We start from the raw sequence: 22711 nt of genomic DNA on the forward strand, positions 1-22711 counted from the left end.
TTTTCTTTCCTTCGTTTCGGGAGTGCAAAGGTAGAAACCTTTTTCTTATTTCCAAAACTTTTTTTTCTTTTTTTTATTCTAAGTTTTGACCGCCTTTTCCCTCTCTTCTATTCCTCCCTCAGCGGGCTGCAAAGGTGCGAAACCTTTTTTAATTTATCAAGTGAAATTTTCACTTTTTTAAACTTTTTTTTATTCGCTAAATCTTCAAAAAACAACGCCCTTTTTCCTTAAGCGGTCACAAATGTACAGAGAAAAACACATCCCTTCCAAGAGAAATTTTGAAATAATTAAAACTATTTTACAACTGTCTGTAAACTAACCCTAAATTCTGTCGTAACAAGCCTTCTTTATCCTATAATAATAGCATTTACCTAATTTGTATATTTGAAAAGTATATGAACAACCACCCATTTCCCGAAAACTTCCTGGCCTCTTTAAGCGCAGAAAGTGGATTTGATGAGCAAAATTTTATTAAAGCCCATGAAAATTCTGAGGCGCCTACCTCTATAAGATTAAATCCATTTAAACCCTCGGCCTTAAAAACAAGCGCGCAAGTGCCCTGGTGTGCCGATGGTTTTTATTTAGATACCCGTCCGTCCTTCACTTTTGACCCTCTTTTTCATGCCGGATGTTATTATGTACAGGAGGCATCGTCGATGTTTATTGATCATATCATGAAACACATCAGGCAAAATAAGGAGCAACCTATCAAAGTGCTTGATCTTTGCGCGGCGCCGGGCGGTAAAAGCACCCTGCTTAATTCGGCTATCGGGGCTGATGATCTGCTGGTGGCTAACGAGATCATTAAAACGCGTGTACCTATATTAACAGATAACCTGAGCCGGTGGGGCCAAAGCAACGTCATCGTGAGTAATAACGACCCTAAAGACATTGGCCGGCTCAAAAGCTTTTTTGATATTATCCTGGTTGATGCCCCCTGCTCTGGCTCGGGCATGTTTCGCAAAGATCCGCAGGCGATGAACGAGTGGTCTGAAGCCAACGTCAATCTCTGTCATCAACGGCAGGAACGGATTTTGGCCGATATGCTCCCCGCCTTAAACGAGGATGGTTACCTTATATATAGTACCTGCTCCTACTCGCACCAGGAAAATGAGGATATCCTCGATTGGCTTTGCCAGGAATTCGATCTGGAAAGCATCCGTATACCTATATATAAGGAGTGGGGTATTGTGGAAACCGAATCGGCGCAGCAAAAAGCATGGGGTTACCGCTTTTATCCAGGCCAGGTAAAGGGCGAAGGTTTGTTTGCCTCCTGCCTGCGCAAGAGAAACAATACAGGCGAGTTGGGCAACTTTAAAAACAATATGCAGCAAAAAATAAGCAGCAAGGAAATTGACCAGGTAAAGACCTATCTCTATAACCCCGAAAGTTTCTATTATTTTAAAGTAAATGATGATTGGCTGGTCATTAACCGCGCACATAAAGAAAGTCTGAATATTTTGCAACGCCACCTGTATCTCAAAAAATCTGGCGTACGCGTAGGTCAGCTGATGGGGAAAGATCTGATACCCGACCATGAACTGGCCCTGAGCACTATTATTAATAAGGACGCAGTTTTACAAACCGAACTTAACTATGATCAGGCTATCCAATACCTGCGCCGGGATAATATCGACCTGAACCCTACCCAAAAAGGCTGGAGTTTGATGACCTTTCAAAGCCAGGCCATGGGTTGGGCTAAACTCCTGCCCAATCGTATCAATAACTATTATCCTAAAGAGATCAGGATTATAAGTCATGCCCCGAGCCCCCCAGCCCCCTGAAGGGGGAGCTTTTGATGAGCCGGGTGCTTTTGTCTGAACCGGGATTAAACAGATAAAGGGATTACCACGATTTTCATTAACCACTCCAAAAAATCATAGTAATCCCTTAATCATGAAAATCGTGGTTCTGACAAGTAACCCGCTAAGAGTTCCCCCTTCAGGGGGCTGGGGGGCTCAATACCCATCTATAGATAACAGCACCAGCGTGCAGGCATTCTCTGTCTGGATACCTTTTTCATTGGCCAGACGGCGCAGCTCGGAGTTTTCGGTACCTGGGTTGAAAATAATTCGCTTCGGATGAGTATCTAATATATAGTTATATAGTTCCGGTTGATGTTGTGGACCAACATATAAGGTTACCGTATCAATATCGTGATGGATGATTTCGGGCTTTTCGATGGGTACACCAGCTACCTCACCCGTTTTTATCCCTACATTTACGATGGTGTGTCCTTTGCTTACCAGTCTGTTCGAGGCCAGGTAAGCGTATCTGCTGGGATCAGGCGTAGCGCCCAATACCAATGTTTTTTTATCAGCCATTAATTATCCTTTTTAGTAACGCTATCTGGGCCGAGTGATAGATATGATGCTGTATCAATCCGTTGATCAGTTCTTCATAGGTAACACCGGTTCCCTGTTCGCGGTTCCTTTCGTCGTTTGTTGGCTCATTCCATTGATCCGGAGGGAAGTTTTGGATGATGCCAATCAAATTTACGTTAACCAGTTTCAAATCTTCAACATAATTCTGCCATTTTTGTTCGTCAGGTTTGCCTATAGGTGGCCAGTCGCCACTGGTGGGCAGGCCCGATGGCAGGCCGTTCATCCTATCCATCACCTCTTCTGTCCAGGCAATCATGTGGAGCACTATTTCGGCTATATTATGTATTGAGCCCGGCGGCTTTTCGTACGCGGTTTCAAAGTTGACACTTTTTAATATAGTATAAACCGGCGAACCATACCAGGGATTGCCCGACAGTACATTTTGCAATTCGTGCGAAAGATTTTCTGAGGTACTCATGCTAATATTTTTAAAGTTGCCAAAGCGCAGTTGATGCCATCAATTGCCGCAGAAATAATGCCACCCGCGTAACCGGCACCCTCACCACAAGGAAACAAACCCTGAACCTGCGGGTGCTGCAGTGTTTCCTTATCGCGTGGAACTTTTACCGGCGATGATGTGCGCGACTCCACTCCTACTAATATAGCTTCATTTGTATAATAACCTTTCATCTTTCTGCCAAAGGCTGGCAGCGCTTTTTGCAGCCGCTTATGGATCCATAAAGGCAGTATTTCTTTCAACTCGGTACTTTTGGTTCCGGGCAGGTAGGAGTTTTCCGGCAGATCTCGCGACAAACGCCCCTCCACAAAATCAACCATACGCTGACCCGGAGCTACCAGGTTACCACCTCCTGCCACAAAAGCTGCTTTCTCAATCTCCTGCTGAAAGCGCAGCATTTTAAAAGGATCGTTGTCATCACCGGCCACATCTTCCATATTGATCTGCACTACAGTTCCCGAGTTGGCAAAAGGGTTGTTCCGTTTAGATGGGCTCCAGCCGTTCACCACAATTTCATTCGGTTCCGTTGCGCAGGGGGCAATGATACCGCCGGGACACATACAAAAGGAAAATACGCCCCTATCGTCCACCTGCTCCACCAGGTTATAGTAGGATGGCGGCAGATCAGGGCCGCGATATTCACAATGGTATTGGGCCCGGTCGATAATTTCCTGGGGATGTTCTATCCGCACCCCCAATGCAAAAGGCTTAGCCTCAATCAATATATGTTGATGATGCAGCATTTCAAAAACATCGCGTGCAGAGTGGCCCGTAGCCAGTATTACCGCATCGGCCGTCAGTTTTTCGCCATTGGCCAGTTTTACGCCTTTTATTTTGCCAAATTCTACCAGTAAGCTGGTCACTTTGGTATCAAACAATATCTCGCCGCCGGCATTCAGTATGGTTTCGCGCATGGCGGTGATGATCTGCGGTAGTTTATTGGTGCCGATGTGCGGCCGGGCATCTATCAATATATTCTCCTCGGCACCATGCGCTACAAACATTTTCAGCACCTGGTTTACATCGCCACGTTTGGTAGACCGGGTATATAGTTTACCATCCGAGTAAGTTCCAGCCCCTCCTTCGCCAAAGCAATAATTTGATTCGGGATTTACCAGGCCTTGCTTGTTAATATTGGCCAAATCCCGCCGGCGCTGTTTTACGTCCTTACCACGTTCTACAATAATGGGCTTTAATCCCGACTGGATACATTGCAGCGCCGCGAATATCCCTGCGGGACCGGCGCCTACAATAATAACGGGCCTGCCAAACTGCACATCAGGATAATTAACGGTAAATATTTCGGGCTGATAAGGCTGATCCAAAAACACCTGCAACTGCATGCGGTAAACCACCTTGCGACCACGCGCATCTATGGATCGTTTTAAAACTTTTACTGCCGAAACTTTTTGGGGTTGAATATTCAGAGAAGCCGCCGCCAAACGGGTTATTACGGCTTCATCTTCTTGCTGCCCGGGCGGGCATACTATTTCTACTTCTTTGATCATGATAATTGCCAGGTTTTTATCCCGGAGCTGTGCAAAGGTAAGGAAAAAAGGCCTCACCCCAGCCCTCTCCTTTGGAGAGGGAGTCAGATATGTTAAGTAAAGCCCTCTCTCCCGATAGCTATCGGGATGGAGAGGGTTGGGTGTGGCCCCTTTCTCCTCCCCCTAAAAGGGTGATATCCGTTAAAACATGTAAAACCAAACTGTTCGCCCGTGCACATTAACCGTCCGCTATCGAACAGTTTGAAATGACCATTAAAATTTATTTAATTGAAAATCAATAACTTATAAAATGGCATTGGTATTGGCATAGGCTCGTTATAAAAATAACACACAAAATGAATATCGCCGAAGACCGCTTGATGACCCTATGGGAAGGATGTTTGAAAAACGACCGCAAGCAACAGGAACAATTATACAGGGCATTGGCCCCAAGAATGCTGGCAGTTTGCATGCGCTATGCAACTGATAAAGACGAAGCACAGGATATATTACAGGAAGGCTTTATAAAAATGTTCAAAAACATGAACAATTACCGTGGCGAGGGCAGCCTGGAAGGATGGATCCGCCGTATTATGGTACATTGCGCCATATCACGCTACCGCAAATTAAAACCCATGGTTTTGGTGGAAGATTTTGCCGCCGAAAACAGCGTGGCTATGGGCAGCAGATCATACAATGATAACGGACTGGAAGCAAAAGATTTGATGAAACTGATCCAGAAACTACCCAAAACTTACCGTTCTGTATTTAGCATGTATGCTATTGAGGGCTACTCCCATCAGGAAATTGGCAGCTCATTGGGTATGACAGAATTGTTATCACGCACTACCTTATACCGTGCACGCAATATTTTAAAAGACATGATTGGCCAGCTTACCATGCGTGAGCAGCATTGCCTGGCAGGGTAATCAGCCCTTACCCTGCCCCCTTTTCCGCCCGGTTATCCCATAACCCGTACACTTATCACCGCCGCAGTTCAGGCAACCCGCCTGAACTTATACCAGTAAGCCATAAAAGCTTATTCCATAATCAAATGCATATTTAATAATAAAACAAGGATGTCACGGTGAGCTCCGTCGAACCATGGTGGGCAGGCCTCTACGCGCGAGTCTTCGACAGGCTCAGACACACAGCCCTTTTTATAAGCCCCCCTAAAACATGTCATCCTGAGGGACGAAGGATCTGTTTTACAATTGAAAAGTTCAATAACCGATGCTTCACTGCGTTCAGTATGACAAATCTATTTCTTAGCGTCCCCAAAGTCCTTCCTATCCTAAAAAATCATCTCCATGCTTTAATCGCGTACCACAAATGTTTTGATTATCTTTAGCGATGTGTATCTTGCCATGTTGTCATAACCATTAACTGTTGTAACAACGGTACGCCTTTTGTAATCTAATTTGAAACACATCACTAAAAAGCATAATTAAAATGAAAAAGTTATTCTCGGTAATATTAATTATAACGGCGGCAATGTCATTAAGCTCATGCAGTTATAACAGCATGGTTAAAATGGATGAAAACGTAAAAACCAAATGGGCGGCCGTTCAAAGTCAGTATCAGCGCCGCAGCGATTTGATCCCTAACCTGGTGAACACCGTTAAAGGAGCTGCCAATTTTGAAAAAGGTACCTTAACCGCCGTTGTTGAAGCACGCGCCAAAGCAACATCTGTACAGGTTGACCCTACCAAGCTTACCCCGGAATCCATCAAAGCTTTCCAGGCAGCGCAGGGTGAATTAAGCACCGCGTTGGGTCGTTTATTATCGGTAACAGAAAATTATCCTAACTTAAAAACCAACGAAAACTTCCTGGGTTTACAGGCGCAGATTGAAGGTACCGAAAACCGTATACAGGTAGCCCGCCAGGATTTTAACGCTTCCGTACAGGAATTTAACACCAAGATCCGCTCGTTCCCGGCCAATATAACAGCCAAAATGTTTGGCTTTAGCGAAAAAGGCTATTTCACCGCCGAACCCGGAGCTGATAAAGCCCCTAAGGTTCAATTCTGATTAGTGAATTATTGATTTAGTGAATTAGTGATTTGAGCTTCAGGAAAGCATTCCAGATCACCAATTCACTAATCGTTAATTCAATTACTCAGTAATTCACTAATTCAATAATTCAATAATTAAAAAGATGCCCGTATTTACCGAAGAAGAGCAGCTGCGGATACGCAAAGCTATACAGGAAGCCGAGAACCGCAGTTCGGGCGAGATCAGGGTATGCATCGAAAAAAAATGCAGCGAAGATGTGCTTGATCGTGCCGCTAAATATTTTTACCAGCTTAATATGCACAAAACCAAACTGCGCCATGGCATATTGATTTATGTAGCCACTGTAGATCGGAAATTTGCCATTATTGGCGATGCGGGCATCAATTCGGTGGTACCGGCCAATTTTTGGGACGCTACCAAGGAAGATATGCTGCAGCATTTTAAGTATGGCGATATTATAGAGGGCATAGTTACCGGCTTAAAAATTGCCGGCGAACAGTTGCAGAAGTATTTTCCGCATACCGGGGATAATAACAATGAATTGCCTGATGACGTTGCCTTTATGGATGGCGATTAACCTTTAAAACTCATGTTCAAAAAAATCATATTGTTCTTTACCCTGGTGTTGTGCGCCTTTGCCGTGTTTGCTCAGGATTTTCCGGAACGATCAAACACGCTGGTTACCGATTATACTAACACCCTGTCTGCCGATGATAAACAACGGCTGGAGAGTAAACTGGTAGCTTTTAACGATTCCTCCTCCACCCAGATCGCTATTGTAATGATCAAATCGGTAGGGAACTATGACATCGCCGAATATGGTGCCGCGCTGGGTCGTAAATGGGGTATCGGGCAAAAAGGAAAAAACAACGGCATACTTATTCTGGTGGCCCTTGCCGACAGGAAACTTACTATTCAAACCGGCTACGGCGCCGAAGGTGCATTGCCTGATATTGTAACCCAGGAGATCAGGGTGAATGATATTAACCCACGCTTTAAAGCGGGCGACTACTATGGCGGGTTAAATGCAGGCGTAGATCAGATCATTAAATATACCAAAGGCGAGTACAAGGCCGATAAAAAACCACAGGCTAAACAAAATGGCGGCGGTGGCGGCAGTGTGCTCATTGTCATTATCATCGTAATTGTGATCATCGTACTCATTTTCCGCAACCGCGGTGGCGGTGGTGGCGGTCGCCAGATCATTGGTAGCCGTGGCGGAGCCAGTCCTTTCTGGTGGTTCTTAGCCGGCAATCTGCTAGGTCGTGGCAGCGGTGGTGGTGGCTGGGGAGGCTTCAGCGGTGGAGGTAATGATAGTGGTGGCGGCGACAGTGGGGGCTTCGGTGGTTTTGGCGGCGGCGATTTCGGCGGCGGCGGCTCAAGTGGCAGCTGGTGATTTTTTGAATTACTGAATTATTGATTTAGTGATTTAGTGATTTTTTGTCTGAATCAGAATTTTCAGAATTAACTAATTTTCAGAATTTAACTACCAACTTCACTAAATCGCTAATTCACTAATTAAACATTCCCCCCATCACTAATTCACTAAATCAATAATTCACTAATTAAATAATGGATCTCACCTGGAAACTACTTTCATCACATTACATACATAAAGGCCCCTGGGCTACCTTGCGGATTGACAAATGCGAAATGCCCGATGGCCGAATAGTTGATGATTACTACGTATTGGAATACAGCAACTGGGTTAACGGCGTAGCTATAACCGAAGACAATAAAGTATTGATGGTAAAACAATACCGCCATGCTGCCGGAATTATTTCGCTCGAACCTCCGGGTGGTGTTATCGACGGTGACGAAAAACCAGAGGAAGCCCTGCGCCGCGAACTGCTGGAAGAAACGGGCTACCAGTTTGATAATTTTGAACATCTGTGTACCGTGTACGGCAACCCGGCAACCGCCAACAATCAAACTTTTACTTACCTGGCCAAAGGCGGCAAAAAAGTAAAAGATCAGTCATTGGATGCTCATGAAGAGTTAATCGTAGAAGAATACACCATCGCCGAAGTAAAACAACTGCTGCTCGAAAATAAAATAGCCCAGGCCATGCACTGCACGGGTTTGTTTTATGGCATGGTGAAACTGGGGGCGTTGTAAAGTTTTATGTTTTTTAAGATTCCCTGTTAAGCCCCCAATACACATTAAAACGCAAATGATTATTTGCAGCTTAAATTCCCTCCTTGGGGAGGGGAGGGGAGCGGAGGGATAGTGTAGTAACAGGGAGGGATTTATACCACAAGCATAGCGAAGAAACCCCTCCCTCCCCCTCCCGTCGGGAGGGAATCGCACTTTCCCATGCTTTTAATTTCATATTGTTTTCTTTCTCACTACTCACCACTAAAGACAATTATCTTTCCTGCGCGTATCTACAATATAAATGATCTTCCAGCCATCTTTGGTTTTCATCAACTGGAAAACATCCACCCCGCAATGGCTGAACGTTTTGCCCAGGTAAAATTTGTAGGGCGCCCAAACGCTGGCCAGGTCGCCGTCAATTTTAATATCGTTATAAACAATCTGTTCATCGTACACTTCCTTATGCGGCGTGCCTATTTGCTTTATAAAATCATTCGCGTTTTCAGTCACCAGGGCAACTGAACCATCCTTTTTGTTGGCGACGCTCTGAAAGACAATATCTTTTGCAAATGTTGACCGCAGCAGGGTACTATCGCCCTTGCGCATGGCGTCAAACAGGGTATTGATGGTTTGTTTAATACCCTCCTGATCCGGCTGCTGGGCAAAGGATTTGGATGACAGGAGTACAACAAATAGCAGGAGCAGTAAATTTTTCATGATAAGCTTATTGAATATTAAAAACTAAATATAGCCATTTTAAGGCATCCTTAAATTTCGTATCTTTGTATAGCTAGCAGCCCGGTTCCTCTTCAAAAAGGAGAACCGGGCTGTTTAGTTAAGGGAAAAAGCAAGCCAGAAAGCATCCATTTTTCTATTAGTTATTTGAAAATCAAATATTTAATACTTTTTAAACCTAAAAAAGCACATTAAAAACACGGTTAAAATTTGTTAAAAAGTGTTAAAATTGATGTTTTCCGAACACTTTTGATGAAAAAAAGGGCCTTTTTGAGCAAAAATTTGTTAAAATTTGAGGTTTAAAAAGTTTTTCAGCTGTTAACCGCTTCCCAGATCTTTACGGCTTCTACCGCTTCTTTAACATCATGAACTCTCAGGATATTGGCGCCTTTCATCAGGCCTATGGTGTTCAAAACGGTGGTACCATTCAGGGCTTCGGCGGCAGTAGTTTCTAGTAGTCCGTAGATCATCCGTTTGCGGGAGATACCTACTAAGGTTGGTAAGCATAACATATCAAAATCCTGCAGGCGGTTCATCAGGTTATAATTATGTTCGTTCTTTTTGGCAAAACCAAAACCCGGGTCGATGATCACATCGTGTACACCCAATTGCTTTAGCTGCTGGTACCGGGTTACAAAATAGTCGAGTACTTCGGTAAAAACATCATCGTACTGGGCTAATTGATTCATAGTCTGCGGCGTGCCTTTCATGTGCATCAAAATGTAGGGAACCTGCAAACTGGCAACGGTGGTAAACATAGCTTCATCCAGGGTTCCACCCGATATATCATTGATGATATGCGCGCCAGCATTAATAGCAGCCTCGGCAACCTGCGCCCGGAAGGTATCAATAGACATCACCGCGTCAGGAAAAGCTGCTGCAATAGCCTCAACAGCAGGCAACAGGCGGTCGGTTTCTTCGGCAATGGCAATATCTTCGGCATTGGGCCGCGAAGAATATGCCCCGATATCTAAAAAAGTGGCACCGTCAGCCAGCATCTTTTCAGCTTGCTGCAGGGCCTCGTCAATACCGGGCTTGCGACTGCCGGCATAAAATGAATCAGGCGTAATATTGATGATCCCCATAACCTTTGGGCTGGATAGGTCGATGAGTTTTCCCCTCGCGTTCAGGGTAGTTTTTTTATGAAAAAATGTATCTTGAACCATGTGTTTTACAAAGTTTAAATATTGTAATTTAGTTTAACTTTGCAGCATTGGCGCAAGCACGCTTTATTCAAAACGTTTCAACATTCAAATATTTCAACTTTTGGCTAATACATCAGCAGAGTACGACGCAGTAATTAACACATGTAAGGGCCTTTTCATGAAAAAGACCCGCGACTACGGAACCGCATGGCGCATACTGCGCCCGCAATCCATCACGGATCAGATATTTATCAAAGCCCAGCGTATACGTACCCTGGAAGAAAAAAAAGTATCTAAGGTGGGTGAGGATATTACCGGCGAATATATTGGCATAGTAAATTACTGCGTTATTGCCATGATGCAGTTGGAATGCAGTGCCGAAACCGCCATGGAGCTTGCCCCCGATCATGTAGAGCGCCTGTTTGACGAGCGCGTAAAGGAAACCAAGGAACTCATGTTTGCCAAAAACCACGACTATGGCGAGGCCTGGCGCGATATGCGCATCAGTTCATTAACCGATCTGATATTGATGAAGCTACTGCGTGTTAAACAAATTGAGGATAACCAGGGCCTTACCGAAGTATCTGAGGGCGTGAAAGCCAATTACCAGGACATGCTCAATTATTCAGTGTTCGCTTTAATAAAATTAGGGGTATAATAGACTTTTGGAGCAAGAATTTTTGGAGCAAGGATAAAAGGAACAAAGAGCAAAGATTTTTAAAACAAGACAAAGAAAAAGTCCTTGCTCCTTACTCCCAAAATCTTTGATCTCATAACATATAACTATGAAAAACAGCTTTATTTGGTTTTGCAGGATAGCGGTTGGTTTATTATTTATTTTTTCGGGACTGATTAAAGCTAATGATCCGCTGGGTTTTTCGTACAAGCTGGAGGAGTATTTTGAGGTTTTCCATATCATGTTCCTGAATGGCTTTGCGCTTACTATAGCTGTATTGCTGTGCACATTGGAAATGGTTCTGGGTTTTGCCCTGCTTATCGGTGTTCGCGCTGTAAAAGTGGCCTGGGGATTATTGCTGCTCATTATATTTTTTGGCTTTTTAACTTTCTATTCGGCCTTTTTTAAGGTGGTACAAACCTGCGGCTGTTTTGGTGATGCTATACCGCTAACGCCCTGGCAATCCTTCAGTAAGGATATGATCCTGCTTTTACTGGTATTGGTGCCATTTATCAACCGTAAAAAAATACAGCCCATATTTAAACCTAAAACGGCCGATAAATGGCTTATCGGCGCAGCCGTTGTTGCATTGAGTTTTGGCATATATACCTATAACTTTATGCCTATCATCGATTTTTTACCGTATAAAATAGGCGCTAATATTCCCGACGAGATGAAAATTCCGCCGGGAGTACAGCTGGATGAATTTGAGGTAACCTACAATCTTAAAAACAAAAAGACCGGCGAAACCAAAACCATGAGCGATAAAGAGTACCTGAAAACCAATATCTGGAAGGACGCTAATTGGGAAGTTGTAGGAAACCCGGAAAGCCGCCTGGTTAAAAAAGGCTTCGAACCCAAGATCCGCGATTTATCTATACAGGATGGCCAGGGTAATGATTATACCAAAGAGTTATTATCCAATCCATTTTATAGCCTGGTTATCGTAGCTCATGATCTGGATAAAACCAATGCCGAAGCTATCAACCGCTTAAACGCGCTGGCTATAAACGCTACCGAAAATTATAATATCCGCACGGTATTACTTACGTCCAATTCGGCACAAAGCGCCGAAGCATTTGCCAAAGCACATAAACTGGTTACCGAAATTTTTTACGCCGATGGCGTTCCGCTGAAAGAAATGGTGAGGGCCAATCCGGGTGTGCTGCTGCTTAAAAACGGTACTATCATTAACAAATGGCATTACCACACGGTACCTACTTATGATGGTTTAGTAAAAAAATACTTCCAGAAACAGTAGTTATGATCCGTTACCTCATCCGCAAATTATTTTACGGACTAGCGGTAATGCTGGGCGTTGTGCTGGTGGTTTTCTTTCTGTTCAATATTTTACCTGTCGACCCGGCCCGGATGACACAGGGTCAGCGCGCCGATGTACAATCGTTACAGGCCGTACGCAAAGAGTTTGGTTTGGATAAACCCATACCTGTGCAGTTTGCCTATTATCTGAATGATCTTTCGCCGGTAGGCATTCACTTAAATAATACCGAAGAACAGCAACGGTATCATTACGCCAAGCTGTTCGCAGTGAGTGATACCAAAGTGCTGGCGCTGAAATGGCCTTATTTGCGCCGGTCGTACCAAACCCGTAAGGATGTAGCAAGCTTATTGATGGACGTTATCCCCAACACCTTAGTACTGGCTACCACGGCAATGATATTCGCCATCATTATCGGCGTGTTTTTGGGTGTATTAAGCGCGGTAAATAAAGATACCTGGATAGATAAGCTGGCCATCAGTTTCTCGACACTGGGTATATCTGCGCCATCGTTTTTCGCCGGGATTATTATTGCCTGGATATTTGGTTTTGAGCTGAGTAAATATACCGGTCTCAATATGTCGGGCAGTTTGTATAGTTATGATCCTTTCCGGGGCGAGGTGGTCAGCATCCGGAATTTAATATTACCGATGATCACGCTGGGTTTGCGCCCGTTGGCTATTATTGTGCAGCTTACCCGCAATGCCATGCTGGATGTACTGGGACAAGATTATATCCGCACCGCGAAAGCAAAAGGACTTGGCAACCGGGCCATCATCTATCGCCATGCTTTAAAAAACGCATTGAACCCGGTAATCACGGCTATAGCCAATTGGTTTGCATCGTTACTGGCGGGTTCGTTTTTTGTAGAATATATTTTTGGATACAATGGCTTGGGCAAGGCCACTGTTGATGCCCTGGAGATGTCGGACTTTCCGGTGGTGATGGGATCTATCCTTTTTATCGCCTTTATTTTTGTGGTGATCAGTATTCTGATCGATATTATTTATGTTTGGATCGATCCGCGGGTTAAATTAAGCTGATACAGTAAAATGTGCAGATTCTATATGTGCAAATATGCAGATGAGGCAGCCCAAGGAGATGGAAAAATTCACTAATTCAATAACTCACTAATTCAATAATTACTGCTACATGAAGTACTTTTTAGTTGGTTTTATGGGCTGTGGAAAAACCACCTGGAGCCGTAAACTGGCAGCCAAATTAGGCTATGAATTTATTGATCTGGACCATGTGCTCGAAGCAAAAGCAGGCATGAGCATAGCCGAATATTTTTCGAGCTTTGGCGAAGATTCTTTTCGTAAACTGGAATCGGAAGTGCTGAAACAAACCGAATACCCAGAGAATGTAGTGGTATCAACAGGTGGTGGCCTCCCTTGCTTTTTTGACCATATGCAATGGATGAATACGCATGGCCAAACCCTGTATATCAAACTATCGCCTAAAACCCTGGCCGACAGGCTCACCAACAGCAAAACCGTGCGCCCGGTATTACAAGGCAAACAAGGTGATGAACTGGTTGAATTTATAACCGGCAAACTGGCCGAGCGGGAAAGTTTTTATTTACAGGCCGCTCACATTGTAGAAGGCATTGACATGTCTGTAGAAAAACTGGAAGAAGCACTGGGATTAAATCCCAGCTTCAATCAACAATAAAACAGAATGGAATTAGATTTTTTTCAGATCGACAGTTTTACTGATAGAATATTTGGAGGAAACCCAGCCTGCGTAGTCCCACTCAAAAGCTGGCTTCCTGATGATGTACTTTTAAATATCACTAAAGAAAATGCCGTAGCCGAAACCGCATTTTTTGTAATTAATGATCATGGGGTCCATCTGCGATGGTTTACCCCTGAAATTGAAATGGATTTATGCGGCCATGCAACTTTAGCAGCAGCCCATGTGCTTAAAACCATTCTTAACTACCCCGAAGAGAAAATAATTTTCAATACTATCAGCGGTGAGCTTATTGTAACTTTTAATGACAAGGATGGCCTTTATTGGCTAAATTTCCCCTCGAGAAATCCTGTACCCGCTTCTTTACCAGAAGTAATCAAAAGCGCGCTCAATATACAACCAAAAACAACGCTACAATCAAGAGATTTGGTTTTGGTTTATGACAGTGAACAGGAAATAAGGGATATTAAAGTTGATAAACAACTCCTTGATCAGATTAACCTTGATCCGGGTGGCGTTATAGTTACCGCGAAAGGCGATAATTGCGATTTTGTATCCCGTTATTTTACACCGCAGGCATCCATATTAGAAGACCCGGTAACAGGCTCGGCCCATTGCTCGTTGATACCCTACTGGAGCAATAAACTCCATAAAAAACAAATGAGAGCACTCCAATTATCTGACAGAATGGGTGAATTAGTTTGTATAGATATTGATGATCGGGTTTTAATCGGCGGTAAAGCTAAAACATACTCAAGGGGTACTTTTTACACCGAATAAATTACCTCAAATAAACCGCGTCCTCTTCACCATCTTCATCCAGCACCACATCCACATGTTCTTTGATCACAGTAGAAAGAGCAACACCGGCAAAATCGGTAGTTACAGGGAAGCTTTTATGGTTGCGATCTATCAATACGGCTGTACGCAGTTTTTTGAGGGGTACATCTAAAAACACCGCAAAACCGTAGGCCAGCGTTTTGCCACTATTCAGTACATCATCAACCAGAATCACCACTTTATTGCTGCATTCCTGAACATCAAAATCAACTTTAGCCTGCAGGGTGCTGCTTTGTTTTTCGAGCTCAATGGTGAGCAATTTACTGGTAAATGGGGCTATACCATCCAGGATAGTTTTGATCCGTTGCGCAATATGATTGCCACGGGGTAATATGCCCGCAATGATGATCTCCTGTTCGTCAAAATTATCTTCCAGGATCTGGTAGGCAATACGGTCGAGCTTTTGCTCTATCTGGTGCTGATTTAATATGAGGAGTTTCTTTTCAGACATGTGCGCTTCTTTGTTGAAATGTTCTAATGTTTGAACGTTGTAATGTTTTTAAGTATCAACCTTGTAAATATACGCCTTAACCTTTCAACTTTACAACATTGAAACCTTGCAACAATCATTTCCCATACGGGAAATAAACAAAATTCGCGCCCTCGGGTACCACCACAAAAATGCACATAAAATCGTTGGGGTTTTTATAGCTGTTGATAAAACGGTCTTTTAGTTCGGGCTTGATCACACCGCGCTCCTCAAACTCTTCGAGGGTTGAGGCATGGATACTCCAATCGGTGTTCAGCTCGTTACGATCCAGGATCACTTCTCCAAGACTTAGTTCATGCTGATGCGCTATAAAAATAGGGTAAGAAGATAGCCCCTCCATCATAATTTCGACGGCCACTTCATGGATAGATTCTTTAAAAATTTTAAGCTCACGCTCCAGGCTCAACAGCGGGCTGTCCTTTGCCGGTTGCTGGCTTTCATTGCCTTCGTTTAACAGATCTTCGGGTTGCATATTGACCGTTGATTTTTTTGATTACGTTGATACTTCTTTTGTCTGAATCCTGATTCGTTGAATTAAAGGATTGCCTCAATTTTTCTCTTTCGATTTTTCCTCTTTTTACTATGAACCATGATCTACGAACTAATTACTCCTTAACACCAGTAACACCACATTTTCCACATGCTGTGTGTGTGGGAACATATCAACGGGTTGTATTTTTACAGTATCGTATTTTTCCTTGAGTACCAGCAGGTCGCGGGCCTGGGTAGCGGCATTGCAGCTTACATAAACAATTTTTGGAGCTTCAATTTCCATAAGGCGGTTCACCACATCTGGGTGCATGCCCGCGCGGGGCGGATCGGTGATGATCACATCAGGTTTACCATGCTCTGCTACGAAATCAGCAACCAGCACATCTTTCATGTCACCGGCGTAAAACTTGGTATTGGTGATATTGTTGATGGCCGAATTCACTTTAGCATCTTCAATAGCGGTAGGAACATACTCTACTCCCACTACCTCTTTTACATGCCCGGCAATAAAGTTAGCAATGGTACCGGCGCCGGTGTACAAGTCATATACCAGTTCATCGCCTTTAAAACCGGCAAAATCGCGGGTTATTTCATACAGGCGCAGTGCCTGGATGCTGTTGGTTTGGTAAAATGATTTCGGCCCGATACGGAATTTGATGCCATTCATTTCTTCATGGATGTATTCGGGCCCTTTAAAGGCTATCACATCCTGATCAAAAATGGTATCGTTTTTTTTCTGGTTGATGATGTACAGCAGCGAAGTGATTTCCGGGAAACCGGCATCAATAAAACTCATCAGTTTGTTTACTTCCTCTTCGCTTACATAGGCAAATACCACAATAACCATTACTTCGCCGGTTGATGAGGTACGTACAATGAGGTTGCGCAAAGCACCTTCATGATTGCGCAGGTTATAAAAAGTGTAGCCCTGTGCAATTACAAAATCGCGGATGCTGTTGCGCAGGGTATTGGATGGTTCGGCCTGCAGATAGCAATGCTTTACATCCAATATTTTATCAAAACGGCCGGGAATGTGGAAACCCAGGGCGTTCATATTCAGGGTTTCATCTTCCTTGTTTTCGCCGTCGTAAAGCCAGCGTTTATCAGAAAATGTATATTCCAGTTTATTCCGATAATAACGATCTTCGGGCGACGGTACTATGTCTATGATGCCCTGTACGTCAATTTTGGCTATGCGGCCAAGGGCATCGGCCACAGATTTTTGTTTGAATTTGAGCTGACCTTCATAAGTCATATGCTGCCATTTGCAGCCCCCACAGGTGCCAAAGTGTTCACAAAAGGGTTCAACCCGGTATTCGGATGGCTGTTTGAGCGCGATTATCCGGCCCTCGCCAAAATTCTTTTTGCTTTTGTAAACCTGTACGTCGGCTACATCGCCGGGAATGGCTTTATCTACAAAAAGCACAAAATCGTCGGTTTTACCTACACCTTTGCCTTCTTCGGCAATATCAATGATCCGGACATCCTCAAAAAACTTCTGTTTGGCAACTTTATTCATCAGGGTGCAAAGTTAACCGTATTTATTTAGGATAAAAACAGGAGGTTAGAGATAAGTAAAAAGTGGGTTTACATGGGTTTACACTTTTTATGGCTAACATCGATATATTTAATTGACAATCAATATATTAAATTAATTTCCGCTTCAAAAAGTGGGTTTACATGTAAACCCAGGGTAAACGCACCTGGTTAAAGGTTTAAGAGCCGTGAAACAACAAATTGGCTGCTTCACGGCTCGTTTTGGGTTAATAAGGTTTAGGTTTTAAAAGCTCGGTTTCATGAATTGCCGGACAAAAGAATATCCTTTCCGCTTAAAAGCGAACTACCAGCAATGTGATCTGCAATCAGGCAAACAGGCTCAATATGTAGGATACAAAATCGTCGGTATCCATATCGGCTATGTCAAATTGCTCATCAATCAGGTCTGAAAATTCTGTCAGTTCGGGACTCATGATAAAAAATTTATTATGCTAACATAGTAAATATTATACTAAAAACCAAATCGGTATACGGTATTTAATAAAAAAAAGGGATAGATCTTTCACTATCCCCGTTTCTATTTTAATGTTTCTCCCAATTTATTTTGCGTGAGAAGTACATCAGTATAGCTACAACTATAAATAAAGCGATGCTACCAATAATGAGCGCGAAATCTTCCAGTTGGATGATCACAAAAATAAAGGCGTAAAAAACCGATAGGATAAAGGCAAACAACCAGGCGGCCATTTTCCTTTTTAACAAGGATGCGATGAACACCGACACCAACACGATGGTTGATACCGAAGCGATGAGATAAGCATAATTATACCCCACCTGCTCGGAGAAAGAAAGCAACAAAGAGTAATAAATAATCATGGCTATACCAATGAGTATGTAATTAAATATATGTATCCTTTGTTTACGGATCACCTCGGTTAAAAACAACGAGATAAACGTTAAAGCGATGATGAGCAGGGCATACTTACTGGTACGCATTGTTTTTTGATACTGATCAACGGGCAGGCGTAATTTTACACCGAATATGGCATCGGCAAGCTTTTTATCGTTACTGAGCAGTCTGTCATTATCCACCCATTGCTGCGGAAATGGGCGATTGTAGTACAACATGCGCCAGCGCGCTTTAAAACCATCCTTACTTACAGTTCGCTCATCGGGAAGGTAGCGGCCGTCAAAGCTTGGGCTGCTCCAGCTACCGTCGGCTTCCACATCCGTTGTTTTGCCTAAATGCAGAAAGCTTAGCCCCTGACTCCCTTTCAGATCCAGGGCATATTCAAAAGGTACATTTCCGTCTTTGGCGTTTGAAATATCTACGGCTACCTGCAGGCCACCGCCAAATATCGATGCATTATCAAATACCGGTTCGGCTGTAAGTGACTGCTCATTGGCTTTGATAACCGGGTTGTTTTTTAACCCTTTCAAATCAGTTATACTAAATACTATCCGGGCCTTGTTCAGTAAAAGTTGGTCAGAGGTAAGGGATAGGCTACTCAGGTCGGCTTTGGAGAAATTGCCCGATACTTTTACCAGGGAGTTATACACGGCCACATCAAATATTCCCCGGTGCAGGATCTGGGTGGTAAGCCCGGCTTTAATATGCAGGTTATCAGGCAATAGGTACAGATTTCCGGTATGCTCCCTCATAATTTCTTTGTTTGTCGCATCGGTTTCCTTAATCTGTTGCTTATAAGGAATGATCAGCACGGGCCCCTTGATTACCTGGCTGCCCGACCATTTATCGGATACATCGCGCATCATCTCATCCTGGCGGCTGGCCCGCTCATCTATAAGGTTGTTGACCAATGATGATGGTATAAGCAACACCAAGATCAATGTAGCAATAAAGAGCAATTTAACGGTAACCGACTCCTTGAGCCCGTCCATTATTCCGTGTTTGTGTGGTTCGTCCTGGATCATATATTTTTTAATATAAAGTACTTTGTAATTCAAAGTATCAATATCAAAAATAAGACCCGAAGGCCCGATTCTATATTTCAATATAAAGTACTTTGCAATTCAAAGTAACAAAGAAGAATTAAACAATCCAAATAATTTTTGCTAAAACTTATTTAAAAGCTATGCTCCTCTTTAGATAATACCAGGAGAGTTCAATATGCAGCCTAAAACACATTTCATTTCAAACTATTGATATCCAAATAATTAAAAACAAACGTAGTCGTATTGTAGACCCTACTCAGAAAAGAAGTAGATACTTTGTAGATAACCGAAATTTCCCTAAAGACACTCCCACCCGTAGCTTTGATATTATCATATACATTAAAACTCTTCAGCAGAATGATCGTTGTTAATCGCGTAAATAAAAATCACCTGTTTCTGCAAACAGTACAGGCACCTGATTTGATTTGCCCCCTGTGCGCAAACAAGGGCAAGTTAGAAATGAGCTTTTACCAGATCCAATTGGAGGCAGGCTGGGAACGTAACACCCGTCAGATCTCGGGCTCAGTTTATTGTCATCAATGTAACCAGGATGTTCCCATTGTTCGCTGGGATAGTGCATTAGACACCTTTTTCATAACCGAAAAAGAAACAATAATGGTATCCACATCTTTTAAAACAGGCACAAAGGGAAAAGTTTTGATATGGCTTAACATCGTATTTTTTGGAGCAGTTATTTTATTCCTGGCTGGCTTATTTATTTATCACCGCGTGGTTCCAAGACCCAAAACCGCCGATGATAGATATAAAAACGAACAGGTACTTTTAACCAGGTACACAGCCGGGCCGCAAACCGGTGATATTGTAAAAGTGTACCGGTTTGATAGCAGCTCCATGGTCATGTACCAAATAACAGCTATCGACCACGGTACCAAAACAATCAAGGCCGAGCCTTACACCAAAACTGTTATTCCTGATACACCACCTATAACTAAAGAAGCTACTTTGGCACTTACTGATTTTGACAGCAGCAAAGAAGCTATATTTTCCTTGCACGATTACGAAAACCGAATGTTTAACACCCCCAATGGCGAAAGAGTAGGTAATATCTCAGCGGTCTTCAGAAAATAACATACAATACTATGCAAAACGAAACAGACAAAAACCAGGAAAACTTTGCTGAAGACCATATTTACAGCGGTAATAAAAAAGAACCTTATATCCGTGCCTGGTTCAACATCGGCATCGGACTAATATTTGTTGTCGCGGGCACTTTACGCTTCTTTGCAATACAAAAATGGGAAAACAAAGGGGGCAACATTGAAATGGACGATGTTACACTATGGTTATACAAATTTGGCGGCAAATGGGCCATCCTCGGGCTAATACTGGCTGTGGGTTTGTTTTTTATACGCCGGGGCTATATCCGCATTAAACGGTTAAAAATTATGGAGCGGATGTAGGGCTCAGCAAATTGATTTTATACCGAAATAGCAGCCTTTACCAAGTAAGGCAGGATCTCCTTCTGAAAAGAAACAAAATTCTTACGCACATCTGAGTCGCTCACCGAGGTGAAAGCAAAGCTAAACACAATGCTTTTACTGCATTTGATCAAAAACCTTAGCCTTTGCTGGTAAGTTTCATGCTTACGGATACCGGGCAGTTGTATAAATGATGCCATTAGTAGTTCTTCCAGTTCGTTGGAAAGATTCTTCAAAAAATCCTGTGAATTGGTTGATTCCCTGATAAAATCCCAGCCTATAAATTCATTGCATATGGTGTATGACAGGCGACAGGTTTTCATGATCAGGTTATTCAGATACTCCTCCTCGTCTATCTCCGGGGCATTATGTTGTACCAGATCATCAACACTGGCTTTGATATAATCCATCAGCAGTACATGTAAAACCGCTTCTTTACTATCAAAATACTTATAAATAGTAGCCTTGGCAATTTTGGCCTTTTTGGCTATCTCATTAACACTGGTTTTATGGTAACCGAACTTGCGGAACAACTCCTGCGCCGCCCTTTTTATACTATCTTTTATTTTATCGGCTTCCATTTACTAATTAACAACTTGAATAGTGAACTGAGTGGTAATCACCTGGTATGAACGCAGCGACTTCGTAGCCGGAGCCTTTACCGGGGAACCATCTTCCAGCGAAAACTTTGATCCGCTGCAGGCATCGGTAGCCGTAAGACCGGTATCATCAACAGTGACAGCGCATTTTTTTTCGGGCTGATAACTGCTGCACCGGTCAAAAGCAACAATTCCGCGGGTTTGCGAGTGGTATAAAAGTAAACCTGCCACTCCACCCGGTGCATAGGCATGACCGCCAACGGTATTAAGCGCACTATACTGCGGATTTATTGGTGACTGGAAGTTTACCAGCACACTCGGAACCGGGTTTCCCTTGCCGCATGAAAATAAACAAGCACCTGTTAATATGATCAGTATGAACTTTCTCATAGTATTTCTGTTTGAAACTGTTTTAAAAAGCGTACATCGTTTTCAGAAAATAAACGCAGGTCGCGGATAACATATTTCAGGTTGGCTATCCTTTCCATACCCATACCAAAGGCAAAGCCGGTGTATTTTTTACTGTCGATACCGCAATTCTCCAGTACATTAGGATCAACCATACCACAGCCTAATATCTCTACCCAGCCGCTGTATTTACACATATTACAGCCCGATCCGCCGCAAATGGTACAGGATACATCCATCTCGGCCGATGGCTCGGTGAACGGGAAATACGACGGGCGGAAACGTACCTTTGTACCTTCGCCATATAATTCCTGTACAAAGTGATACAGGGTTTGTTTCAGATCGGCAAAGGATACGTTCTCATCCACATATAAACCTTCAACCTGGTGAAAAAAGCAATGCGCGCGGGCAGATATCGCCTCGTTACGGTAAACCCTGCCCGGCATAATAGCCCGGAACGGCGGTTTACCATGCTCCATCATCCGCACCTGAACCGATGAAGTATGGGTACGCAAAGCGATATCATCCTTACCGTTGTTCTTTTTGATAAAGAAGGTATCCTGCATATCACGCGCGGGATGCTCTTCCGGGAAGTTCAGGGCCGAAAAGTTATGCCAATCGTCCTCAATCTCCGGTCCTTCGGCAACCACAAAGCCCAGGCGTTTAAATATATCAATGATCTCATTGCGCACCAGCGACAATGGATGGCGCGAGCCAACAGCAAAATCTTCGCCGGGCAGGGTAAGATCAAGTGCTAAGTCTTTAGCCTTTGGGCCCGAGTCAAGTGTTTCTTTCAGCTCATTATATTTGGCCTCGGCCAATTGCTTAAACTGGTTGAGTACTTTACCAAAAGTGCGTTTTTCTTCGGGGCCAACGGTTTTAAACTGCTCAAAAAGGTCTTTTATAATTCCCTTGGTACCTAAAAATTTGATCCGAAATATTTCCAGTTCATCGGCATTGGCTGGCGAAAAAGCATTTATTTCGGCTGTATACTGGTCAATTTGAGCTTGCATTGTTCT

General features: G+C 43.4%; 26 protein-coding genes. 14 read left to right on the forward strand and 12 right to left on the reverse strand.

Annotation, left to right across the window (positions count from 1 at the left end; genetic code table 11):
• On the forward strand, window positions 1-231 hold a 231-nt coding region (locus tag FHW89_RS28740; RefSeq protein ID WP_216650710.1), incomplete at its 5' end, for a hypothetical protein.
• Between the two features lie 164 nt (window positions 232-395).
• On the forward strand, window positions 396-1784 hold the full coding sequence (locus tag FHW89_RS27790; RefSeq protein WP_172338310.1) for an RNA methyltransferase: 1389 nt from the start codon (window positions 396-398) through the stop codon (window positions 1782-1784).
• A 174-nt stretch (window positions 1785-1958) separates the two neighbouring features.
• On the opposite strand, the gene FHW89_RS27795 is transcribed toward FHW89_RS27790, so the two are convergent.
• Genes FHW89_RS27795 through FHW89_RS27805 form a run of 3 tightly spaced genes read right to left on the reverse strand, consistent with a single transcriptional unit; the run spans window position 1959 to window position 4349 of the window.
• Complete coding sequence (locus FHW89_RS27795; protein WP_172338311.1) at window positions 1959-2324, reverse strand: CoA-binding protein; 366 nt, start codon at window positions 2322-2324, stop codon at window positions 1959-1961.
• Window positions 2317-2802, reverse strand: coding sequence for a DinB family protein (locus tag FHW89_RS27800; protein WP_172338312.1), 486 nt, complete (start codon window positions 2800-2802; stop codon window positions 2317-2319). Before FHW89_RS27800 ends, FHW89_RS27795 begins: the two co-directional genes overlap by 8 nt.
• On the reverse strand, window positions 2799-4349 hold the full coding sequence (locus FHW89_RS27805) for an NAD(P)/FAD-dependent oxidoreductase (RefSeq protein WP_172338313.1): 1551 nt from the start codon (window positions 4347-4349) through the stop codon (window positions 2799-2801). Before FHW89_RS27805 ends, FHW89_RS27800 begins: the two co-directional genes overlap by 4 nt.
• Before the next feature lie 335 nt (window positions 4350-4684).
• Between FHW89_RS27805 and FHW89_RS27810 the strand changes: the two genes are divergently transcribed.
• The 5 genes from FHW89_RS27810 to FHW89_RS27830 all read left to right on the forward strand — a co-directional run bounded on the left by FHW89_RS27810 (window position 4685) and on the right by FHW89_RS27830 (window position 8462).
• Entirely contained in the window at window positions 4685-5257 is a 573-nt protein-coding gene (locus FHW89_RS27810; RefSeq protein WP_172338314.1) for an RNA polymerase sigma factor, read from the forward strand.
• A 523-nt stretch (window positions 5258-5780) separates the two neighbouring features.
• The gene (locus FHW89_RS27815; RefSeq protein WP_172338315.1) at window positions 5781-6359 is read left to right on the forward strand and encodes a LemA family protein; all 579 of its coding nucleotides are present in this window, start codon (window positions 5781-5783) and stop codon (window positions 6357-6359) included.
• A 127-nt stretch (window positions 6360-6486) separates the two neighbouring features.
• Window positions 6487-6921 (forward strand): TPM domain-containing protein, encoded by a 435-nt coding sequence (locus FHW89_RS27820; RefSeq protein ID WP_172338316.1) that lies wholly within the window; start codon window positions 6487-6489, stop codon window positions 6919-6921.
• Between the two features lie 12 nt (window positions 6922-6933).
• Entirely contained in the window at window positions 6934-7740 is an 807-nt protein-coding gene (locus FHW89_RS27825; RefSeq protein WP_172338317.1) for a YgcG family protein, read from the forward strand.
• 176 nt (window positions 7741-7916) lie between these two features.
• A complete protein-coding gene (locus tag FHW89_RS27830) occupies window positions 7917-8462 on the forward strand; it encodes an NUDIX hydrolase (RefSeq protein ID WP_172338318.1) in 546 nt (181 codons plus the stop codon).
• Window positions 8463-8702: 240 nt separating this feature from the next.
• On the opposite strand, the gene FHW89_RS27835 is transcribed toward FHW89_RS27830, so the two are convergent.
• Together FHW89_RS27835 and folP are read right to left on the reverse strand one after the other, a co-directional pair.
• Window positions 8703-9158, reverse strand: a complete 456-nt coding sequence (locus tag FHW89_RS27835; protein WP_172338319.1) for a nuclear transport factor 2 family protein — start codon at window positions 9156-9158, stop codon at window positions 8703-8705.
• Window positions 9159-9487: 329 nt separating this feature from the next.
• Window positions 9488-10342 carry a dihydropteroate synthase gene (gene folP / locus FHW89_RS27840; RefSeq protein WP_172338320.1) on the reverse strand — a complete coding sequence of 285 codons (855 nt, stop codon included), beginning with the start codon at window positions 10340-10342 and terminating at the stop codon, window positions 9488-9490.
• A gap of 157 nt (window positions 10343-10499) precedes the next feature.
• Between folP and FHW89_RS27845 the strand changes: the two genes are divergently transcribed.
• From FHW89_RS27845 to FHW89_RS27865, 5 genes are all read left to right on the forward strand, one after another.
• Window positions 10500-10979, forward strand: a complete 480-nt coding sequence (locus FHW89_RS27845) for a DUF1599 domain-containing protein (protein WP_172338321.1) — start codon at window positions 10500-10502, stop codon at window positions 10977-10979.
• A gap of 127 nt (window positions 10980-11106) precedes the next feature.
• Window positions 11107-12258, forward strand: a complete 1152-nt coding sequence (locus tag FHW89_RS27850; protein ID WP_172338322.1) for a BT_3928 family protein — start codon at window positions 11107-11109, stop codon at window positions 12256-12258.
• A gap of 2 nt (window positions 12259-12260) precedes the next feature.
• On the forward strand, window positions 12261-13319 hold the full coding sequence (locus tag FHW89_RS27855) for an ABC transporter permease (RefSeq protein ID WP_172338323.1): 1059 nt from the start codon (window positions 12261-12263) through the stop codon (window positions 13317-13319).
• Between the two features lie 109 nt (window positions 13320-13428).
• Window positions 13429-13950 carry a shikimate kinase gene (locus FHW89_RS27860; RefSeq protein WP_172338324.1) on the forward strand — a complete coding sequence of 174 codons (522 nt, stop codon included), beginning with the start codon at window positions 13429-13431 and terminating at the stop codon, window positions 13948-13950.
• Window positions 13951-13956: 6 nt separating this feature from the next.
• The gene (locus FHW89_RS27865; protein ID WP_172338325.1) at window positions 13957-14751 is read left to right on the forward strand and encodes a PhzF family phenazine biosynthesis protein; all 795 of its coding nucleotides are present in this window, start codon (window positions 13957-13959) and stop codon (window positions 14749-14751) included.
• A gap of 1 nt (window position 14752) precedes the next feature.
• Here FHW89_RS27865 and FHW89_RS27870 read toward each other — a convergent pair whose 3' ends face one another.
• The 4 genes from FHW89_RS27870 to creD all read right to left on the reverse strand — a co-directional run bounded on the left by FHW89_RS27870 (window position 14753) and on the right by creD (window position 19306).
• Complete coding sequence (locus tag FHW89_RS27870; RefSeq protein WP_172338326.1) at window positions 14753-15262, reverse strand: phosphoribosyltransferase family protein; 510 nt, start codon at window positions 15260-15262, stop codon at window positions 14753-14755.
• Window positions 15263-15377: 115 nt separating this feature from the next.
• On the reverse strand, window positions 15378-15773 hold the full coding sequence (locus FHW89_RS27875) for a hypothetical protein (protein WP_172338327.1): 396 nt from the start codon (window positions 15771-15773) through the stop codon (window positions 15378-15380).
• 129 nt (window positions 15774-15902) lie between these two features.
• The gene (gene rlmD / locus FHW89_RS27880; RefSeq protein WP_172338328.1) at window positions 15903-17312 is read right to left on the reverse strand and encodes a 23S rRNA (uracil(1939)-C(5))-methyltransferase RlmD; all 1410 of its coding nucleotides are present in this window, start codon (window positions 17310-17312) and stop codon (window positions 15903-15905) included.
• 560 nt (window positions 17313-17872) lie between these two features.
• Window positions 17873-19306, reverse strand: coding sequence for a cell envelope integrity protein CreD (gene creD / locus FHW89_RS27885; protein WP_253952339.1), 1434 nt, complete (start codon window positions 19304-19306; stop codon window positions 17873-17875).
• Window positions 19307-19603: 297 nt separating this feature from the next.
• Between creD and FHW89_RS27890 the strand changes: the two genes are divergently transcribed.
• Window positions 19604-20335 (forward strand): hypothetical protein, encoded by a 732-nt coding sequence (locus FHW89_RS27890; protein WP_172338329.1) that lies wholly within the window; start codon window positions 19604-19606, stop codon window positions 20333-20335.
• A gap of 11 nt (window positions 20336-20346) precedes the next feature.
• The gene (locus tag FHW89_RS27895) at window positions 20347-20667 is read left to right on the forward strand and encodes a hypothetical protein (protein WP_172338330.1); all 321 of its coding nucleotides are present in this window, start codon (window positions 20347-20349) and stop codon (window positions 20665-20667) included.
• A 17-nt stretch (window positions 20668-20684) separates the two neighbouring features.
• Here FHW89_RS27895 and FHW89_RS27900 read toward each other — a convergent pair whose 3' ends face one another.
• Genes FHW89_RS27900 through pheS form a run of 3 tightly spaced genes read right to left on the reverse strand, consistent with a single transcriptional unit; the run spans window position 20685 to window position 22705 of the window.
• Window positions 20685-21266, reverse strand: a complete 582-nt coding sequence (locus tag FHW89_RS27900) for a TetR/AcrR family transcriptional regulator (RefSeq protein WP_172338331.1) — start codon at window positions 21264-21266, stop codon at window positions 20685-20687.
• 3 nt (window positions 21267-21269) lie between these two features.
• Window positions 21270-21674: a hypothetical protein gene (locus FHW89_RS27905; protein WP_172338332.1), complete on the reverse strand. Its 405-nt coding sequence runs from the start codon at window positions 21672-21674 to the stop codon at window positions 21270-21272.
• On the reverse strand, window positions 21671-22705 hold the full coding sequence (pheS, locus tag FHW89_RS27910) for a phenylalanine--tRNA ligase subunit alpha (protein ID WP_172338333.1): 1035 nt from the start codon (window positions 22703-22705) through the stop codon (window positions 21671-21673). The genes FHW89_RS27905 and pheS overlap by 4 nt, the downstream gene beginning before the upstream one ends.
• Between the last annotated feature and the right edge of the window lie 6 nt (window positions 22706-22711).

Source organism: Mucilaginibacter sp. SG564 (assembly GCF_013149275.1).
GTDB lineage: Bacteria > Bacteroidota > Bacteroidia > Sphingobacteriales > Sphingobacteriaceae > Mucilaginibacter.